This window comes from Piscinibacter sp. HJYY11 (genome assembly GCF_016735515.1).
In the GTDB taxonomy this organism is placed as follows: Bacteria; Pseudomonadota; Gammaproteobacteria; order Burkholderiales; family Burkholderiaceae_C; genus Rhizobacter.
The window spans coordinates 1,183,502-1,196,844 of the sequence record NZ_JAERQZ010000001.1 but is presented as its reverse complement, the minus strand read 5'-3'; the positions used below and the strand labels follow the sequence as shown (position 1 = coordinate 1,196,844).

The 13,343-nt window shown below is 67.4% G+C and carries 16 protein-coding genes; 8 read left to right on the top strand and 8 right to left on the bottom strand.

The genetic code is table 11. The features are described 5' to 3' along the window. The first annotated feature begins 10 nt into the window (after positions 1-10). Together coaBC and dut are read left to right on the top strand one after the other, a co-directional pair. Positions 11-1,231 (top strand): bifunctional phosphopantothenoylcysteine decarboxylase/phosphopantothenate--cysteine ligase CoaBC, encoded by a 1,221-nt coding sequence (gene coaBC, locus JI745_RS05410; protein ID WP_201804418.1) that lies wholly within the window; start codon positions 11-13, stop codon positions 1,229-1,231. Beyond that, entirely contained in the window at positions 1,228-1,677 is a 450-nt protein-coding gene (gene dut, locus JI745_RS05405) for a dUTP diphosphatase (protein WP_201804416.1), read from the top strand. Before coaBC ends, dut begins: the two co-directional genes overlap by 4 nt. A gap of 4 nt (positions 1,678-1,681) precedes the next feature. Here dut and JI745_RS05400 read toward each other — a convergent pair whose 3' ends face one another. Continuing rightward, positions 1,682-2,203 (bottom strand): peptidylprolyl isomerase, encoded by a 522-nt coding sequence (locus JI745_RS05400; protein ID WP_201804415.1) that lies wholly within the window; start codon positions 2,201-2,203, stop codon positions 1,682-1,684. 25 nt (positions 2,204-2,228) lie between these two features. Here JI745_RS05400 and JI745_RS05395 point away from each other — a divergent pair, with 25 nt between their 5' ends. The 3 genes from JI745_RS05395 (at position 2,229) to JI745_RS26280 (ending at position 4,205) form a co-directional block, all read left to right on the top strand. Continuing rightward, complete coding sequence (locus JI745_RS05395) at positions 2,229-3,353, top strand: cupin domain-containing protein (RefSeq protein ID WP_201804413.1); 1,125 nt, start codon at positions 2,229-2,231, stop codon at positions 3,351-3,353. A gap of 10 nt (positions 3,354-3,363) precedes the next feature. Continuing rightward, positions 3,364-3,855 carry a hypothetical protein gene (locus tag JI745_RS05390; RefSeq protein WP_201804412.1) on the top strand — a complete coding sequence of 164 codons (492 nt, stop codon included), beginning with the start codon at positions 3,364-3,366 and terminating at the stop codon, positions 3,853-3,855. A gap of 140 nt (positions 3,856-3,995) precedes the next feature. Next, positions 3,996-4,205, top strand: a complete 210-nt coding sequence (locus JI745_RS26280) for a hypothetical protein (protein ID WP_236674910.1) — start codon at positions 3,996-3,998, stop codon at positions 4,203-4,205. Positions 4,206-4,264: 59 nt separating this feature from the next. Here JI745_RS26280 and JI745_RS05385 read toward each other — a convergent pair whose 3' ends face one another. The 7 genes from JI745_RS05385 to JI745_RS05360 form a co-directional block, all read right to left on the bottom strand. Beyond that, positions 4,265-5,041, bottom strand: coding sequence for an MBL fold metallo-hydrolase (locus JI745_RS05385; protein ID WP_201812347.1), 777 nt, complete (start codon positions 5,039-5,041; stop codon positions 4,265-4,267). Between the two features lie 30 nt (positions 5,042-5,071). Further along, entirely contained in the window at positions 5,072-6,211 is a 1,140-nt protein-coding gene (gene bamC / locus JI745_RS05380; RefSeq protein WP_201804410.1) for an outer membrane protein assembly factor BamC, read from the bottom strand. 93 nt (positions 6,212-6,304) lie between these two features. Beyond that, positions 6,305-7,186 carry a 4-hydroxy-tetrahydrodipicolinate synthase gene (dapA, locus tag JI745_RS05375; protein ID WP_201804408.1) on the bottom strand — a complete coding sequence of 294 codons (882 nt, stop codon included), beginning with the start codon at positions 7,184-7,186 and terminating at the stop codon, positions 6,305-6,307. Positions 7,187-7,211: 25 nt separating this feature from the next. Further along, positions 7,212-7,772 carry a bifunctional 2-polyprenyl-6-hydroxyphenol methylase/3-demethylubiquinol 3-O-methyltransferase UbiG gene (locus tag JI745_RS05370; protein ID WP_201804406.1) on the bottom strand — a complete coding sequence of 187 codons (561 nt, stop codon included), beginning with the start codon at positions 7,770-7,772 and terminating at the stop codon, positions 7,212-7,214. Next, complete coding sequence (locus tag JI745_RS05365) at positions 7,769-8,575, bottom strand: SDR family oxidoreductase (RefSeq protein WP_201804404.1); 807 nt, start codon at positions 8,573-8,575, stop codon at positions 7,769-7,771. The genes JI745_RS05370 and JI745_RS05365 overlap by 4 nt, the downstream gene beginning before the upstream one ends. Before the next feature lie 7 nt (positions 8,576-8,582). Then, positions 8,583-8,708 carry a hypothetical protein gene (locus tag JI745_RS26615; protein WP_255545606.1) on the bottom strand — a complete coding sequence of 42 codons (126 nt, stop codon included), beginning with the start codon at positions 8,706-8,708 and terminating at the stop codon, positions 8,583-8,585. A gap of 5 nt (positions 8,709-8,713) precedes the next feature. Next, positions 8,714-9,940, bottom strand: a complete 1,227-nt coding sequence (locus JI745_RS05360) for an MFS transporter (RefSeq protein WP_236674909.1) — start codon at positions 9,938-9,940, stop codon at positions 8,714-8,716. Between the two features lie 59 nt (positions 9,941-9,999). On the opposite strand from JI745_RS05360, the gene JI745_RS05355 reads away from it, so the two are divergent. Genes JI745_RS05355 through JI745_RS05345 form a run of 3 tightly spaced genes read left to right on the top strand, consistent with a single transcriptional unit; the run spans position 10,000 to position 13,340 of the window. Continuing rightward, positions 10,000-11,973 carry a DNA topoisomerase IV subunit B gene (locus JI745_RS05355; protein ID WP_201804402.1) on the top strand — a complete coding sequence of 658 codons (1,974 nt, stop codon included), beginning with the start codon at positions 10,000-10,002 and terminating at the stop codon, positions 11,971-11,973. A 46-nt stretch (positions 11,974-12,019) separates the two neighbouring features. After that, a complete protein-coding gene (locus JI745_RS05350; RefSeq protein WP_201804401.1) occupies positions 12,020-12,652 on the top strand; it encodes a hypothetical protein in 633 nt (210 codons plus the stop codon). Between the two features lie 4 nt (positions 12,653-12,656). Next, positions 12,657-13,340 (top strand): lytic transglycosylase domain-containing protein, encoded by a 684-nt coding sequence (locus JI745_RS05345; RefSeq protein WP_201804399.1) that lies wholly within the window; start codon positions 12,657-12,659, stop codon positions 13,338-13,340. The last annotated feature ends 3 nt before the right edge of the window (positions 13,341-13,343 follow it).

The window sequence follows — 13,343 nt, the reverse complement described above, 5'->3', positions numbered from 1 at the left end:
TCTCGCCCACATGAGCACACCCCTCGACTTGCAAGGCCGCCACATCGTTCTGGGCCTGAGCGGCGGCATCGCCTGCTACAAGAGCGCCGAGCTGGCGCGCGGCCTCATCAAGGCCGGCGCGACCGTGCAGGTCGTGATGAGCGAATCTGCCGAGCAGTTCATCACCGCCGTCACCATGCAGGCGCTGACGAACCGCCACGTCTATACCAGCCAGTGGGACACGCGCGAGCCCAACGCGATGGCGCACATCAACCTCACACGCAACGCCGATGCGGTGCTGATCGCCCCGGCGAGTGCCGACTTGATGGCCAAGCTCGTGCAAGGGCGAGCCGACGAGCTGCTGAGCCTGATGTGCCTGGCCCGCCCGATCGAGCGCTGCCCGCTGCTGCTGGCCCCGGCGATGAACCGCGAGATGTGGGCGCATCCGGCGACGCAGCGCAACGTGGCGCAGCTGAAGGCTGACGGCACCACCATCCTCGGCCCCGGCAACGGCGACCAGGCCTGCGGCGAGATCGGCGATGGGCGCATGCTCGAAGCCGACGAGCTGGTGGCCGAATTGACGGCGTTCTTCGTTCCCAAGAACTTGCGCGGCCAACGCGTGCTCATCACCGCGGGCCCGACCTTCGAGCCGATCGACCCGGTGCGCGGCATCACGAATCTTTCCAGCGGCAAGATGGGTTTTGCGATCGCCCGTGCCGCACAGGAAGCCGGCGCCGAAGTCACGCTGGTGGCCGGCCCGGTGCACCTGCCCACGCCGCGCGGCGTGCAGCGCATCGACGTGCAGACCGCGCAGCAGATGTACGACGCGGTGGTGCCGCAGGCGCCGCAGCATTCAGTGTTCATCGCCACCGCGGCGGTGGCCGACTGGCGACCGGCGACCCTGTCGAATCAGAAGATCAAGAAGAACGGCAACAAGGTCGCCCCGACCTTCGAGCTGACCGAGAACCCCGACATCCTCGCGGCCGTGGCGAAGCTGCCGAAGCGGCCGTACTGCGTGGGCTTTGCGGCCGAGAGCCACGACCTCCTGAAGCACGCGCGCGAGAAGCTCGAGCGCAAGAACGTGCCGCTGGTCGTCGGCAACCTCGGCCCGGCCACCTTCGGCCGAGACGACAACCAGCTGATCCTCGTTGACGCACAAGGCCACCGCGAGTTGCCGCGCGCCGACAAACTTTCCCTCGCCCGCGCGCTGGTCAACGAGATCGCCCAGCGCCTTCACGCCAAGTCCTCATGACCACCATTGACCTGAAAGTGCTCGACGCCCGCATGGCCGAGCAACTGCCTGCCTATGCCACCGCCGGGAGCGCCGGTCTCGATTTGCGTGCCTGCCTCGACGCGCCACTGGTGCTGGAGCCGGGCCAGACGCAGTTGATCCCGACAGGCCTTGCGATCCACGTGGCGGACCCGGGCCTTGCGGCCATCATCCTTCCGCGCTCCGGCCTCGGTCACAAGCACGGCATCGTGCTCGGCAACCTGGTCGGCCTGATCGACTCCGACTACCAGGGCCAGCTGATGGTGAGCTGCTGGAACCGTGGCCACGCCACGTTCACCATCCAGCCGATGGAGCGCATCGCGCAGCTCGTGATCGTGCCGGTGGTGCAGGCGAAGTTCAACGTCGTCGACGAGTTTGGCGCGTCGGACCGCGGGGCCGGTGGCTTCGGGTCCACCGGCAAGCACTGAAGAATCAGTGCAGGTCTGAGCCGCCCGGCGCGGAGTGCAGGATGCTGATGCCGGGCTCGCTGACGCTGCCGGCTTCGATCTCGTCTTCGGTGGCTTCGCGCACGTCGCGCACCGTCACGTCGAGCCGCAGCGCGATGCCGGCGAGCGGGTGGTTGCCGTCGAGCACCACGTGCTCGGGGTACACCTCGGTCACGGTGTAGATGGCATCGGCCGGCAGGCCCTCGGTGGTGGCGCCTTCGGGCGGGCCTTCGAACTGCATGCCGGGCTGGAGCTTGTCGTCGAACACGGAGGCCGGTTCGAAGAACACGAGCTCGGGGTTGTAGTCGCCGAAGGCATGCTCAGGCTCGAGGTGCAGCTGGGTCTGGAAGCCGGCTTCCTGTCCGTCGAGTGCTTCCTCGACCTTGGCGAGCAGGTCGTCGCCCCCGAAAAAGAACTCGACCGGCGCGGTGAGTTCGTCGATCAACTGGCCTTGGGCATCTTCGAGTCGCCACACGAGGCTGACGACGCAGGGGGCGGAAATGAGCATCGGGCAATGATCGCACAATGACCCCATGACGATGACCGATCCGATGACGCTGCTGGGAGGGTTGTCTCCCGCGAAGTTCATGCGCCGCCACTGGCAAAAGCGGCCCTTGCTGATCCGCCAGGCGATGCCGGGGCTGACGTCCTTCGTGAGCCGCGCCGAGCTGTTCGCTCTGGCGGGGCAGGAGGGCGTGGAGTCGCGTGTGATCGCGCACCAGGGCAAGGGCTGGACCTTGAAGCACGGCCCGTTCGCTCGACGTTCCCTGCCACCCGTGTCGCAACCTGCGTGGACCTTGCTCGTGCAGGGGCTGGACACTCACCTCGACGCGGCGCATGAAGTGCTCTCGCGCTTCCGCTTCGTGCCCGACGCGCGCCTCGACGACCTGATGGTGTCGTGGGCCAGCGACGGCGGTGGCGTCGGCCCGCATGTCGACTCCTACGATGTGTTCCTGCTGCAGATCCACGGGCAGCGTCGCTGGCGCATTGCTCCGCCCGGCGACGCGACGCTGGTCGATGGCGTGCCGCTCAAGATCCTCAAGCACTTCGAGCCGCAGGACGACTGGGTGCTCGACCCCGGCGACATGCTCTACCTGCCGCCGGGCTGGGGCCATGACGGCGTCGCCGTGGGCGAATGCATGACGGCCTCGATCGGCTTTCGCGCCGCCGGCCGCGCCGAGCTGCGAGACGAGGTACTGCAGCGCATGCTCGACAGCAGCGAACGGCCCGACCTCGACCCGCTGTACCGCGACCCGAATCAGCCCGCGACCGACCAACCGGCGCTCATCCCCGCAGCGCTGCGCGAGTTCGCCGCGCGTGAGGTGGCACGCTGGCTGGCCGAGCCGCAGGCGCTGGCCTGTGCGCTGGGCGAGGTGCTGAGCGACCCCAAGCCCTCGGTGTGGTTCGACTCCGGCGAGCCACTGTCAACAGGGCAGGGGGTGCGCCTGGATCGCCGCACCCGGATGCTGTATGACGAGCGTCATGTCTTTATCAATGGCGAAGCGTTCCGGGCCGCGGGCCGTGATGCGACGTTGATGCGCCGCCTTGCCGACGAGCGCACCCTGCCAGCCGCCCGGCTTGCAGCGCTGAGCGACGACGCCCGAGAATTGCTCGACCAGTGGGCGCAGGCCGGCTGGCTGCACCCGCTTCCCGATTGAAAGGCCCGCCATGGACGACCTGCCGACCTCTCGCATCATCACCTCACGTTCGGAGTTCCACGATGCCCTGAAAGAGGCCTTCGCCTTCGTGGCCGACAAGGGCTGCCGTGAGGTCTTCATCGCCGATCCAACCTTCGCCGACTGGCCGCTGAGCGATCGTGCGGTGATCGAGAACCTCTCCCGCTGGGCGTTCACGCATCGCAAGCTGACGGTGTTGGCGGAGAGCTTCGACGAGTTTCCGCGGCGTCACCCGCGCTGGGTGGAGTGGCGGAGGCAGTGGTCGCACGTTGTGGAGTGCCGGGCCGTCGATGAAGCCGACATCGGCCAGATGAGCGGCCTCTTCCTCGCGCCGGGGCTCATCACCTTGCGTGTCCTCGACGCCGAGCACTACCGTGCGAGCCTCTCCTTTGACCCTGCCGATACCACGCGGATCCGCGACGCCCTTGATGCGCTTTTGCAACGGTCCGAAGAGGCCTTCCCAGTCACCACTTTGGGGCTCTAGGGAGTTCCCTAACAGCGGATATACTCATGGGCTGGCGCGGAAATGCTCGAGCGTTTCTCGCCTGATATGTTGGGGATCTGCCAGGACGGAGGGTTCCCACAATTACCGGTAATTGTTTGAACCTTTCACTGAGGAAAAGTATGAAAAAGTCGCTTCTGATGGCTTCTCTGGTTGCTGCTGTTGCTCTGGCCGCTTGCGGCAAGAAGGAAGAGCCCGCTGCTGCTCCGGCCGCTCCCGCCGCTGCCCCGGCCGCTCCGGCCCCGGCTGCTTCTGACGCTGCTTCGGCTCCCGCTGCTGCTCCGGCCGCTTCGGATGCCGCTTCTGCTGCCGCCCCCGCTGCCAGCAAGTAATCGGTTCTCCGATTCTGAGAAAGCCGCCCTCGGGCGGCTTTTTTCATGGTCTCGCGAGATTAAATCGCCAGCCAGTCGAATCCCTGCAGGGGGTCGGCCACGACGATTTCCTCCGGCTGACCGCCAAACACCGCCGCGAGCGCGGCTTGGGCCAACTCCGGCCGGTTGTTTCGCTCGCTGAGGTGGGCTGCGACCAGGTGCTTCAAGGCAGGGTGGAGGCAACTGGCCAGGATCTCGGCCGAAGTGTCGTTGGCCAGATGGCCCAGGCGACCGCCGATGCGCGCCTTCAGCGAGGCAGGGTAGGCCGAATGGGCCAGCAGCGTGCGGTCGTGGTTGCATTCCAGCAGCAACGCGTCACAACGCTGCAGCTGGGCCAGCAGGTGGGCTGTGGCGCAGCCCGCGTCGGTGAGGACACCGAGTCGCACCGCACCGTCACTGGCGCACAGTTGCAGGGGCTCGTGGGCGTCGTGCGGCACGGTGTAGGGCCTGATCTCCAGGTCGCCCAGCTGGATGGGCGTGAGGTCGCGGGCGAAGTGCAGCAAGCCTTCCGGCAACTCGGGCTGGCCGATGGCGCGCCAGGTGCCGCGGCTGGTCCAGACCGGCACATGGTGCTTGCGGGCGAGGTGAAAGGCGCAGCCCACGTGGTCGCCGTGCTCGTGCGTGACGAACACGGCGTCGATGTCGGCAGCGGAAAGGCCGCGCGTGGCGAGGCGGCGCTCGAGCTCGCGCAACGAGAAGCCGCAGTCGACGAGCACCCGCGTCGTCGTGATGCCCGCGCTGGCCTCGATCAGCGTCGCATTGCCGGAGCTCCCGCTGCCGAGGCTGCAGAAACGCATCATCCCGGCGTGACCTTCAGGCGTCCTGGCTTATTTCAGGTCGTCGACCAGCAACTTGACGATGCGCTGGCCGGCGTCGCCGTTTTCGGGCTGGCCCTTGGCGTCGTACACCGACACCGTGCTCAAGTCGCCCTCGGCCTTGACGTTGACGCGGTAGCGGGTCGGCCCACTCAGCTTGGCATCGGTGAAGAGCCGGGCGAAGAAGCCGGGCTCTTCCTTGCCGGCCTGTGCGGGGTCGACGTAGCGCACGAAATAGAGCCCTTGTGCGCGGTCGCGGTCTTCCACCGTGAAGCCGCTGCGGTCGAGGGCGAGGCCGACGCGGCGCCAGGCGCGGTCGAAACTCTCGTCGAGCTGCAGCGTCGCCGCAGGACGGCCGCTGAGGGTGCGGGCGCGCGGAGCGGTATTGGACGGGTTGGCGGCGGTGGTCTGTGCCAGCGCGGCCTTGGCGGCTTCACCCTTGGCACCGAGCTTCACCATCAGGCGCGACAGCATCTCGCCTTCGAGCGTCGGGTCGCTCGGGCGGGGTTTCCAGGTGGTCTGGTCCTTGCGCTCGCTGGCGTAGACCTCTTCCATCCCGCGGTGCGTGATGTAGATGTCGGTGCCACGCTCGCTGCGCTCGACGCGGGTGCGGTACTTGTCGCGCTCGCCGGTGTCGAACAGGGAGTCGAACACCTTGCCGATGGTGCGGCGGATGATGTCGTCCGACAGCTTGGCGCGGTTCTCGGACCACACCGTCTCCATCACGCCGACCTCGGGCTGGTCGACGGTCAGTGCCAAGCCGCGGTCCCGCCAGAACTCCTGGAGCTGCGGCCACAATTGATCGGGCGGGATGTTGGTGCTGAGGAAGCGCAGGTTGCCCTGGCGTTCCAGGCGCACGTCGCCGAGGGCGGTGGGCGCCACGGCGTTCGTGACCGGCGCGGAGGCCGCCACACCCGGTGCCTGCAACTGGGCGGCGCTGATGACGCCGGCCGTGGGTGCGTAGCGGGGGTCGACGGCGAGTTGCGTCAGGTCGGGCGGCACCTCGAGCGGCGTCGCCTTGGTCTTGGCCGTGCGGTAGTCGATCTTGTCACCAGAGGCGATGCTGTCGATGGAAGAGCAGGCGGTCAGGGTGCACAGCAGGGCCGTGGCGGCTGCCAGCGAACTGAGGGGAACACGAATCACGTTGAACATCTCCGTAGGGAGCGGGCCGGGCCGGATGGGCCGTGGAGCCGTGGGTGACAAGGGAATGAATGCCGCGCCTGGGTCGCAGGCTGCGGCCTCGGCTCACAACAGACCCGCTTCGCGCAGTGCTTGTTCCACGGCGGATTGGCCGGCCGGGCTCAAGGGCAGGATGGGAAGGCGCACCGTCGGGCCGCAGCGGCCCAGGCGCGACAGGGCCCACTTGGTGGGCGTCGGGCTCGATTCGACGAACAGGTTCTTGTGCAGGCCCAGCAGCTTCAGGTGGATGGCGGTGGCCTCGCGTGCCTGGCCGGCGAGTGCGGCCTTGCACAGCTCGTGCATCGCGCGCGGCGCGACGTTGGCCGTGACGCTCACGTTGCCATGGCCACCGAGCAGCATCAGCGCGATGGCCGTCGGGTCGTCGCCGGAATAGATCGAGAAGCCCTTGGGAGCATGCTTGATCAGCTGGCAGGCACGCTCGATGTTGCCGGTCGCTTCCTTGATGCCGATGACGCCGGGCACTTGCGCCAGCTTCAGCGTGGTCTCGGGCAGCATGTCGGCCACGGTGCGGCCGGGCACGTTGTACAGCACCATCGGCACGTCGACGGCTTCGGCGATGGCCTTGAAGTGCGCGTAGATGCCGTCCTGCGAAGGCTTGTTGTAGTAGGGCACGACCGACAGCGTGCAATCGGCGCCCACCTCTTTGGCAAAGCGTGACAGTTCGATCGCCTCGCGGGTGGAGTTGCCGCCGGTGCCGGCCATGATGGGCACGCGACCCTTGGCATGCTGGACGGCCACGCGAATGATCTCGCAGTGCTCTTCGACCGACACCGTCGGTGACTCGCCAGTGGTGCCGACCACGCCGATGCAATCGGTGCCTTCGGCGATGTGCCAGTCGATCAGGCTGCGCAGGCCGTCATAGTCGACGCTGCCGTCTTCCTGCATGGGCGTGACGAGCGCCACGATGCTGCCAACGATGGGTTTCATGGGGGTTCCTCGGAATCCAGGGATTTTAGCTGCCCGACGTCCTCGGCCCGGGCGTCAGCAGGTGACGTGGGTGAGGAGGGCTCCCGCTCGCCGGACGTACCGCCGTGATGCGCTGCACGAATCGGTCGGGTGAATCGAGAAAGCCGTCTTCATAGGCAATCACATGCAGGCCTTGGGCCGCCTGCAACAGCTCGCCCGGCTGGAGCAGGAAGTCGGGCCGCGAAGGCTTGCCGATGGTCTGGTTGCCGTCGGCAAAGGTCTCGTACAACAGTACGCCGCCCTCGGCCACGCTGTCGATGATCGTCGGCAGCAATGCTCGCCAGAGGTAGTTGGTGACGACGACCGCATCGAACCGCCTGCCCAAGAGGAGCCAGGGCTGGCCTTCGATGTCGGCCACGACCACCTCCGCGACGGCGCGCAGCGGCTCGACTGCGGCAGCATTCCGGTCGACACCGGTGACACGGCAACCGCGCTCGGCGAACCACCGCACGTGCCGCCCCGAGCCGCAGGCCACGTCGAGCACCGTGGCGCCCGCCGGCACCAGGTGCGACCAGCGTTGCAGCCAGGGAGAAATTTCCAGCGTCATTGGGGGCGGGCGTGCTGGTTCAGAGCCTTGAGCGCGAGCGCATCGACCAGGCTCGGCACCAGAAGTTTCATCCACCGGCCGAGCTTGCCCTTGGCCGTCATCACGACCTCGCGGCTGCGCGACTCGGCGCCATCGATGATGAGCCGGGCGCAGGTCTCGACGCTCATCGCCCCCCGCTCGTCGAGCCCGCTCTGCCCAGCAGCCTCTCCGGCGGCATTGAAGCCGCGGTAGCGGATGTCTGTCGCCACCACGCCCGGGTAGGCGAGCGTGACGCTCACGCCAGCGGCGGCGAGTTCGGTGCGCAGCGCTTCGAAGAAGCCGGTCATCGCGAACTTGGTCGAGCAATACGCCGTGCGGCCGGGCACCCCGACGAGCCCAGCCAGGCTGGAGACGGCCACGATCCGCCCCTTGGCCGACTTGAGGTGCGGCAACGCGGCATGCGTGCACCACACGCTGCCCCAGTGGTTGATGCGCATCAGCGTCTCGTACCAGGCGAGATCGTTCACTTCGCCGAAGAGCGCCTGCGCCGACATGCCGGCGTTGTTGACCAGGGTGTCGAGCCGGCCGAAGGTCTTGACCGTTGCGGAAACAAGCGCTTCGCAATCGGCCTGCACACCCACGTCGCAGCGTTGCACCAGCACCTGCGCGCCGTGCTGCCGGCATTGCGCTGCCACCTCGTTGAGCTTGTCGATGTTGCGCGCCGCGAGCACCAGCGCCTGCTGCGCGCCGCCACGTCGTGCCCACTGGCGAGACATCTCAGCGCCGATGCCCTCGGAGGCACCGGTGATCACGATCACGTTCATGGTGTGTTTAGAAGCAGTTCCAGAGCTGGTTCGCGAGTGTGAACGCGAGATCCGGCCGGAGGTAGGCGGCAAACACCGACAGCAGCACCAGCGTGACGATGCTCCAGAGTGCGAGGCGGCGTCCGCGGGTCATGGCGTTCAGGCCGTGGCCGGTGCCCGGCGCACGATCGCCGACTCACGCACTGGCAGGTTGACGATGGCCGCGAAGATGCCGAGTGCCACCGAGATCCACCACACCACGTCGTAGCTGCCCGTCGTGTCGTAGAGCTTGCCGCCCAGCCAGACACCGAGGAACGATCCGACCTGGTGGCTCAGGAAGACGAAGCCGCCCAGCATCGACATGTACTGCACGCCGAAGATCTGCGCGATCACCGCGTTGGTGGGCGGCACGGTCGAGAGCCACAGGAAGCCCATCACCGACGCGAAGATGTAGACGCTCCACGGCGTGAGCGGCACGCTGAGAAAGACGACGATGGCCACCGAGCGCAGGGCATAGATCGACGACAGGATGTACTTCTTCTGCATGCGCTGGCCCAGCGAGCCGGCAGCGTAGGTGCCGAAGACGTTGAAGAGGCCGATCAGCGCCAGTGCCGTGGTCGCGACGTTGGGTGTGAGCCCGTTGTCCTTCAGGTAGCTCGGCATGTGCACGCCGATGAACACCACCTGGAAGCCGCAGACGAAATAACCCGCCATCAGCAGCTGGAAGCTCGGGTAGCTGAACGCCTCGCGCAGCGCATGGCCGATGCTCTGCTGGTGTGCGCCGGCCAGCGGCGTGGCCTTGGGCTCCTTCATGCCGAACGCGAGCGGCACGATCGCCAGCGCCAGGCAGCCAAGCAGGAAGAGCGCGTTCTGCCAGCCCAGGCCGGCGATCAGCCAGTTCTCCACCGGCACCATCAGGAACTGGCCGAACGAGCCGGCGGCAGCGGCCACGCCCATCGCCCAGCTTCGCTTTTCGGGTGCCACGTTGCGGCCGATCACGCCGTAGACCACGGCATAGGTGGTGCCCGACTGCGCCATGCCAAGGATGAGGCCGGCGCTGCCGGTGAAGGCCAGGCCCGAGGTCGACACCGCCATCAGCACGAGCCCGGCCGCGTAGAGCAAGCTCCCGACGATGAGCACGCGAAACGCGCCGAAGCGGTCGGCCAGCATGCCGGCGAACGGCCCGGCCAGGCCCCAGGCGAGGTTTTGCACCGCCAGTGCAAACGCGAAGGTTTCGCGCGACCAGCCCCGGTCCGTCGTGATCGGCTGCAACCACAGGCCGAAGCCGTGGCGGATGCCCATCGAGAGCGTGACGATCAGCGCGCCGCAGAGCAGCACCTGTTTCATGGACAACGGGGCGGGCGGCGTGGCGGCAACGGCGGTCATCCGGGCACTGTAGCCATTTCAATGGGCGCTTGCTGGGACGCTCCTAGAATCCGCCGCCTATGGCCACCAAACCCAGCGACAACTACGGCGAAGCGTCGATCCGCGTGCTCAAGGGCCTCGAGCCCGTGAAGCAGCGGCCGGGCATGTACACCCGCACCGACAACCCGCTGCACATCATTCAAGAGGTCATCGACAACGCAGCCGACGAAGCCCTGGCCGGCTACGGCAAGCGCATCGACGTCACGTTGCACATCGACACCTCGGTCAGCGTGCAGGACGACGGCCGCGGCATCCCCTTCGGCAAGCACCCGGAAGAGAAGGTGCCGGTCGTCGAGATCGTGTTCACCCGGCTGCATGCCGGCGGCAAGTTCGACAAGGGCTCGGGCGGCGCCTACAGCTTCTCGGGCGGCCTGCACGGGGTGGGTGTGAGCGTGACCAACGCGCTTGCCAAGCGGCTGGAAGTGCACGTCTGGCGCGAAGGCCAGGTGGCGAGCATCACCTTCTCGGGCGGCGACGTGATCGAGCCGCTCAAGGTGCGCAAGGCCACCAACGCCGATCGCAAGTCGGGCACCACGGTGCGTGCCTGGCCCGATGCGAAGTATTTCGAAAGCCCCGATTTCCCCAAGCCGGAGCTGATCCACCTGTTGCGCAGCAAGGCGGTGCTGATGCCCGGCGTGACGGTCACGCTCACCATCGAGAAGACCGGCGAGGTGCTCACCTGGACGTACAAGGGCGGCCTGCGCGACTACCTGATGCAGACGCTGCCGGCCGACCCGGTGATCCCGCTCTTCGAAGGCGAGCACTACGCCGACAAGGGCGAGACGGAGAACTTCGCCGAAGGCGAGGGCGCGGCCTGGTGCGTGGCCTTCACCGAAGACGGCACGCCGATGCGCGAGAGCTACGTCAACCTCATCCCCACGGTGAATGGCGGCACGCACGAGTCGGGCCTGAAGGACGGCCTCTTCGGCGCGGTGAAGGGCTTCATCGAGCTGCACTCGCTCCTGCCCAAGGGCGTGAAGCTGATGCCCGAGGATGTGTTCTCGCGGGCGAGCTTCGTGCTGAGCGCCAAGGTGCTCGACCCCCAGTTCCAGGGCCAGATCAAGGAGCGGCTCAACAGCCGCGATGCACTGCGGCTCGTGTCGACCTACGTGAAGCCGGCGCTGGAGCTGTGGCTCAACCAGCATGTGGACCTGGGCAAGAAGCTCGCCGAACTCGTCATCAAGCAGGCGCAGACGCGACAGCGCGCGAGCCAGAAGGTCGAGAAGCGCAAGGGCTCCGGCGTGGCCGTGCTGCCGGGCAAGCTGACCGATTGCGAGAACCGCGACCTCACGCTCAACGAACTCTTCCTCGTCGAGGGCGACTCGGCCGGCGGCAGCGCCAAGATGGGCCGCAACAAGGAAACCCAGGCCGTGCTGCCGCTGCGCGGCAAGGTGCTCAACGCGTGGGAGGTGGAGCGCGACCGCCTCTTTGCCAACAACGAGATCCACGACATCTCGGTGGCCATCGGCGTCGACCCGCACGGGCCGAACGACGAGGTCGACCTGTCGGGCCTGCGCTACGGCAAGGTCTGCATCCTGTCGGACGCCGACGTCGACGGCTCGCACATCCAGGTTCTGCTGTTGACGCTCTTCTTCCGCCACTTCCCCAAGCTCATCGAAAAAGGCCATGTGTACGTGGCCAAGCCGCCGCTCTTCCGCGTCGACGCACCGGCGCGCGGCAAGAAGCCGGCGGCCAAGATCTACGCCCTCGACGAAGGCGAGCTCACCGCCACGCTCGACAAGCTGCGCAAGGAAGGGGCGAAGGAAAACAGCTGGAGCATCGGCCGCTTCAAGGGCCTGGGCGAGATGAACGCCGAGCAGCTGTGGGACACGACGCTCAACCCCGACACCCGCCGCCTGCTGCAGGTGAACTACGGTGCGCTCGATTTCGGCGCCACCACCGACTCGCTCACCAAGCTCATGGGCAAGGGAGAAGCCGCCGCACGCCGCGAGCTGATGGAGCTGCATGGCGACGACGTCGAGGTCGATGTCTGAGCCTGGCCGACAAGATTCCACACAACGAGCGGAGGGAGGACCTGTCATGACCCTGGATGCGATCAAGCCGCTGCTGGGCAACGGCTTGCAATACGTGGCCGAAGTGCTGAAGTGCGGGGCTGCGGGGCTGTTCCTCAGCGGAGCGGTGTTGCTGGCGCTGCTGATGGCGCTGCCGGCGAGCACCGGCCTCAAGATGGTCGCGATGCTGGGCTGCCTGGTGGCGCTGGTGCTCTATGTGCTGGCCGGGCATCAGCGGGGGGTGATGCGGGTGCTGAGCAGCCTGACCCACTCGCACGGCGGCCTGCTCTTCGACCAGACGCTCGGCCGTTTCATCCAGGCCACCGAGGCCAAGCGCCCCGGTACCGTGGCCGGGTTGCTCGGCGTGCCCGGTCGGCTGGCCGATGCCTTTCGCCAGTTCCTCGGCAACGAAGGTTCGCTCATCCCGCGCCCGCTGCGCCGGCTGGGCGCGCGCTATGTCGACAAGCTGGACGAGAGCCTCGCTGAAGCCGGCCCCACCGATGCGGTGGTCGGCGGCCAGCTGCGCGAAGAGGCCCTGCGGTCCTGGGCCGTGCAGCGCATGGGCGAACAGATGGCGCCCGGCTGGGATTTCTTCGTCTTCGTGGCGGCGGCGCAGTCGGTCTTTGCTGTCGCGCTGTGGTGGTGGGGCACCCGGGGGTGAGCCGATGAACCGGAGCCTGTGCCTTGCCGCGTTGGTCAGCCTGCCGCTGGCCTGCCAGGCCGAGCTCTGGGGCTATGTCGACGGCAACGGCGTGGCGCATGTCGCGCCGACGCAGGTCGATTCGCGCTACCACCTGGTGCTCGGCAACACGAGTGGCGACGCGCGTGTGCCGGGCAAGACCGACGGCGCAGGCGGCCTGCTCACCTGGCTCGACTTCGCGCCCGAGGTGAAGTCGCTGCAGGCGGTGCTGCGCAACGCCTCGAAAGCGCACGGTGTCGACATCGAGCTGCTCAAGGCCATCATCGCCGTGGAGTCGGGATTCAAGCCGAACGCGGTCTCGCCGCGCGGTGCTGTCGGGCTGATGCAGATCATGCCGGTGGGCACCACGCCGCAGGCACGTGCTGAAGAAGCGCAGCGCCTGCTCGACCCTCGCCACAACATCGACACCGGCGCACGCCTGCTGTCCAGGCTGATGCACCGCTTCGGCCGCATCGACGTGGCGCTGGCCGCATGGAACGCCGGCGTCGGCACGGTGATGAAACACGGTGGCGGCATGCCGCCGATCGCAGAGACCCAGGCGCATGTGCACCTGGTGCTCGAACTCTATTGGGCGCTGCTGCAGAACAAGATGCCGCGCGGCGCCCGCGAATTGCAGATGCACGGGCCAGCGTCGGCCCCCACTCAATAAGAC

Bases quoted from the DNA above. Each gene is read 5' to 3' on its own strand.
- JI745_RS05365 (WP_201804404.1), bottom strand. From the start codon at position 8,575: ATGAACGTGATCGTGATCACCGGTGCCTCCGAGGGCATCGGCGCTGAG.
- JI745_RS05390 (WP_201804412.1), top strand. From the start codon at position 3,364: ATGGACGACCTGCCGACCTCTCGCATCATCACCTCACGTTCGGAGTTC.
- JI745_RS05345 (WP_201804399.1), top strand. From the start codon at position 12,657: ATGAACCGGAGCCTGTGCCTTGCCGCGTTGGTCAGCCTGCCGCTGGCC.
- JI745_RS26615 (WP_255545606.1), bottom strand. From the start codon at position 8,708: ATGACCCGCGGACGCCGCCTCGCACTCTGGAGCATCGTCACGCTGGTG.
- JI745_RS05385 (WP_201812347.1), bottom strand. From the start codon at position 5,041: ATGCGTTTCTGCAGCCTCGGCAGCGGGAGCTCCGGCAATGCGACGCTG.
- dapA (WP_201804408.1), bottom strand. From the start codon at position 7,186: ATGAAACCCATCGTTGGCAGCATCGTGGCGCTCGTCACGCCCATGCAG.
- coaBC (WP_201804418.1), top strand. From the start codon at position 11: ATGAGCACACCCCTCGACTTGCAAGGCCGCCACATCGTTCTGGGCCTG.
- JI745_RS05350 (WP_201804401.1), top strand. From the start codon at position 12,020: ATGACCCTGGATGCGATCAAGCCGCTGCTGGGCAACGGCTTGCAATAC.
- JI745_RS26280 (WP_236674910.1), top strand. From the start codon at position 3,996: ATGAAAAAGTCGCTTCTGATGGCTTCTCTGGTTGCTGCTGTTGCTCTG.
- bamC (WP_201804410.1), bottom strand. From the start codon at position 6,211: ATGTTCAACGTGATTCGTGTTCCCCTCAGTTCGCTGGCAGCCGCCACG.
- dut (WP_201804416.1), top strand. From the start codon at position 1,228: ATGACCACCATTGACCTGAAAGTGCTCGACGCCCGCATGGCCGAGCAA.
- JI745_RS05370 (WP_201804406.1), bottom strand. From the start codon at position 7,772: ATGACGCTGGAAATTTCTCCCTGGCTGCAACGCTGGTCGCACCTGGTG.
- JI745_RS05360 (WP_236674909.1), bottom strand. From the start codon at position 9,940: ATGACCGCCGTTGCCGCCACGCCGCCCGCCCCGTTGTCCATGAAACAG.
- JI745_RS05400 (WP_201804415.1), bottom strand. From the start codon at position 2,203: ATGCTCATTTCCGCCCCCTGCGTCGTCAGCCTCGTGTGGCGACTCGAA.
- JI745_RS05355 (WP_201804402.1), top strand. From the start codon at position 10,000: ATGGCCACCAAACCCAGCGACAACTACGGCGAAGCGTCGATCCGCGTG.
- JI745_RS05395 (WP_201804413.1), top strand. From the start codon at position 2,229: ATGACGATGACCGATCCGATGACGCTGCTGGGAGGGTTGTCTCCCGCG.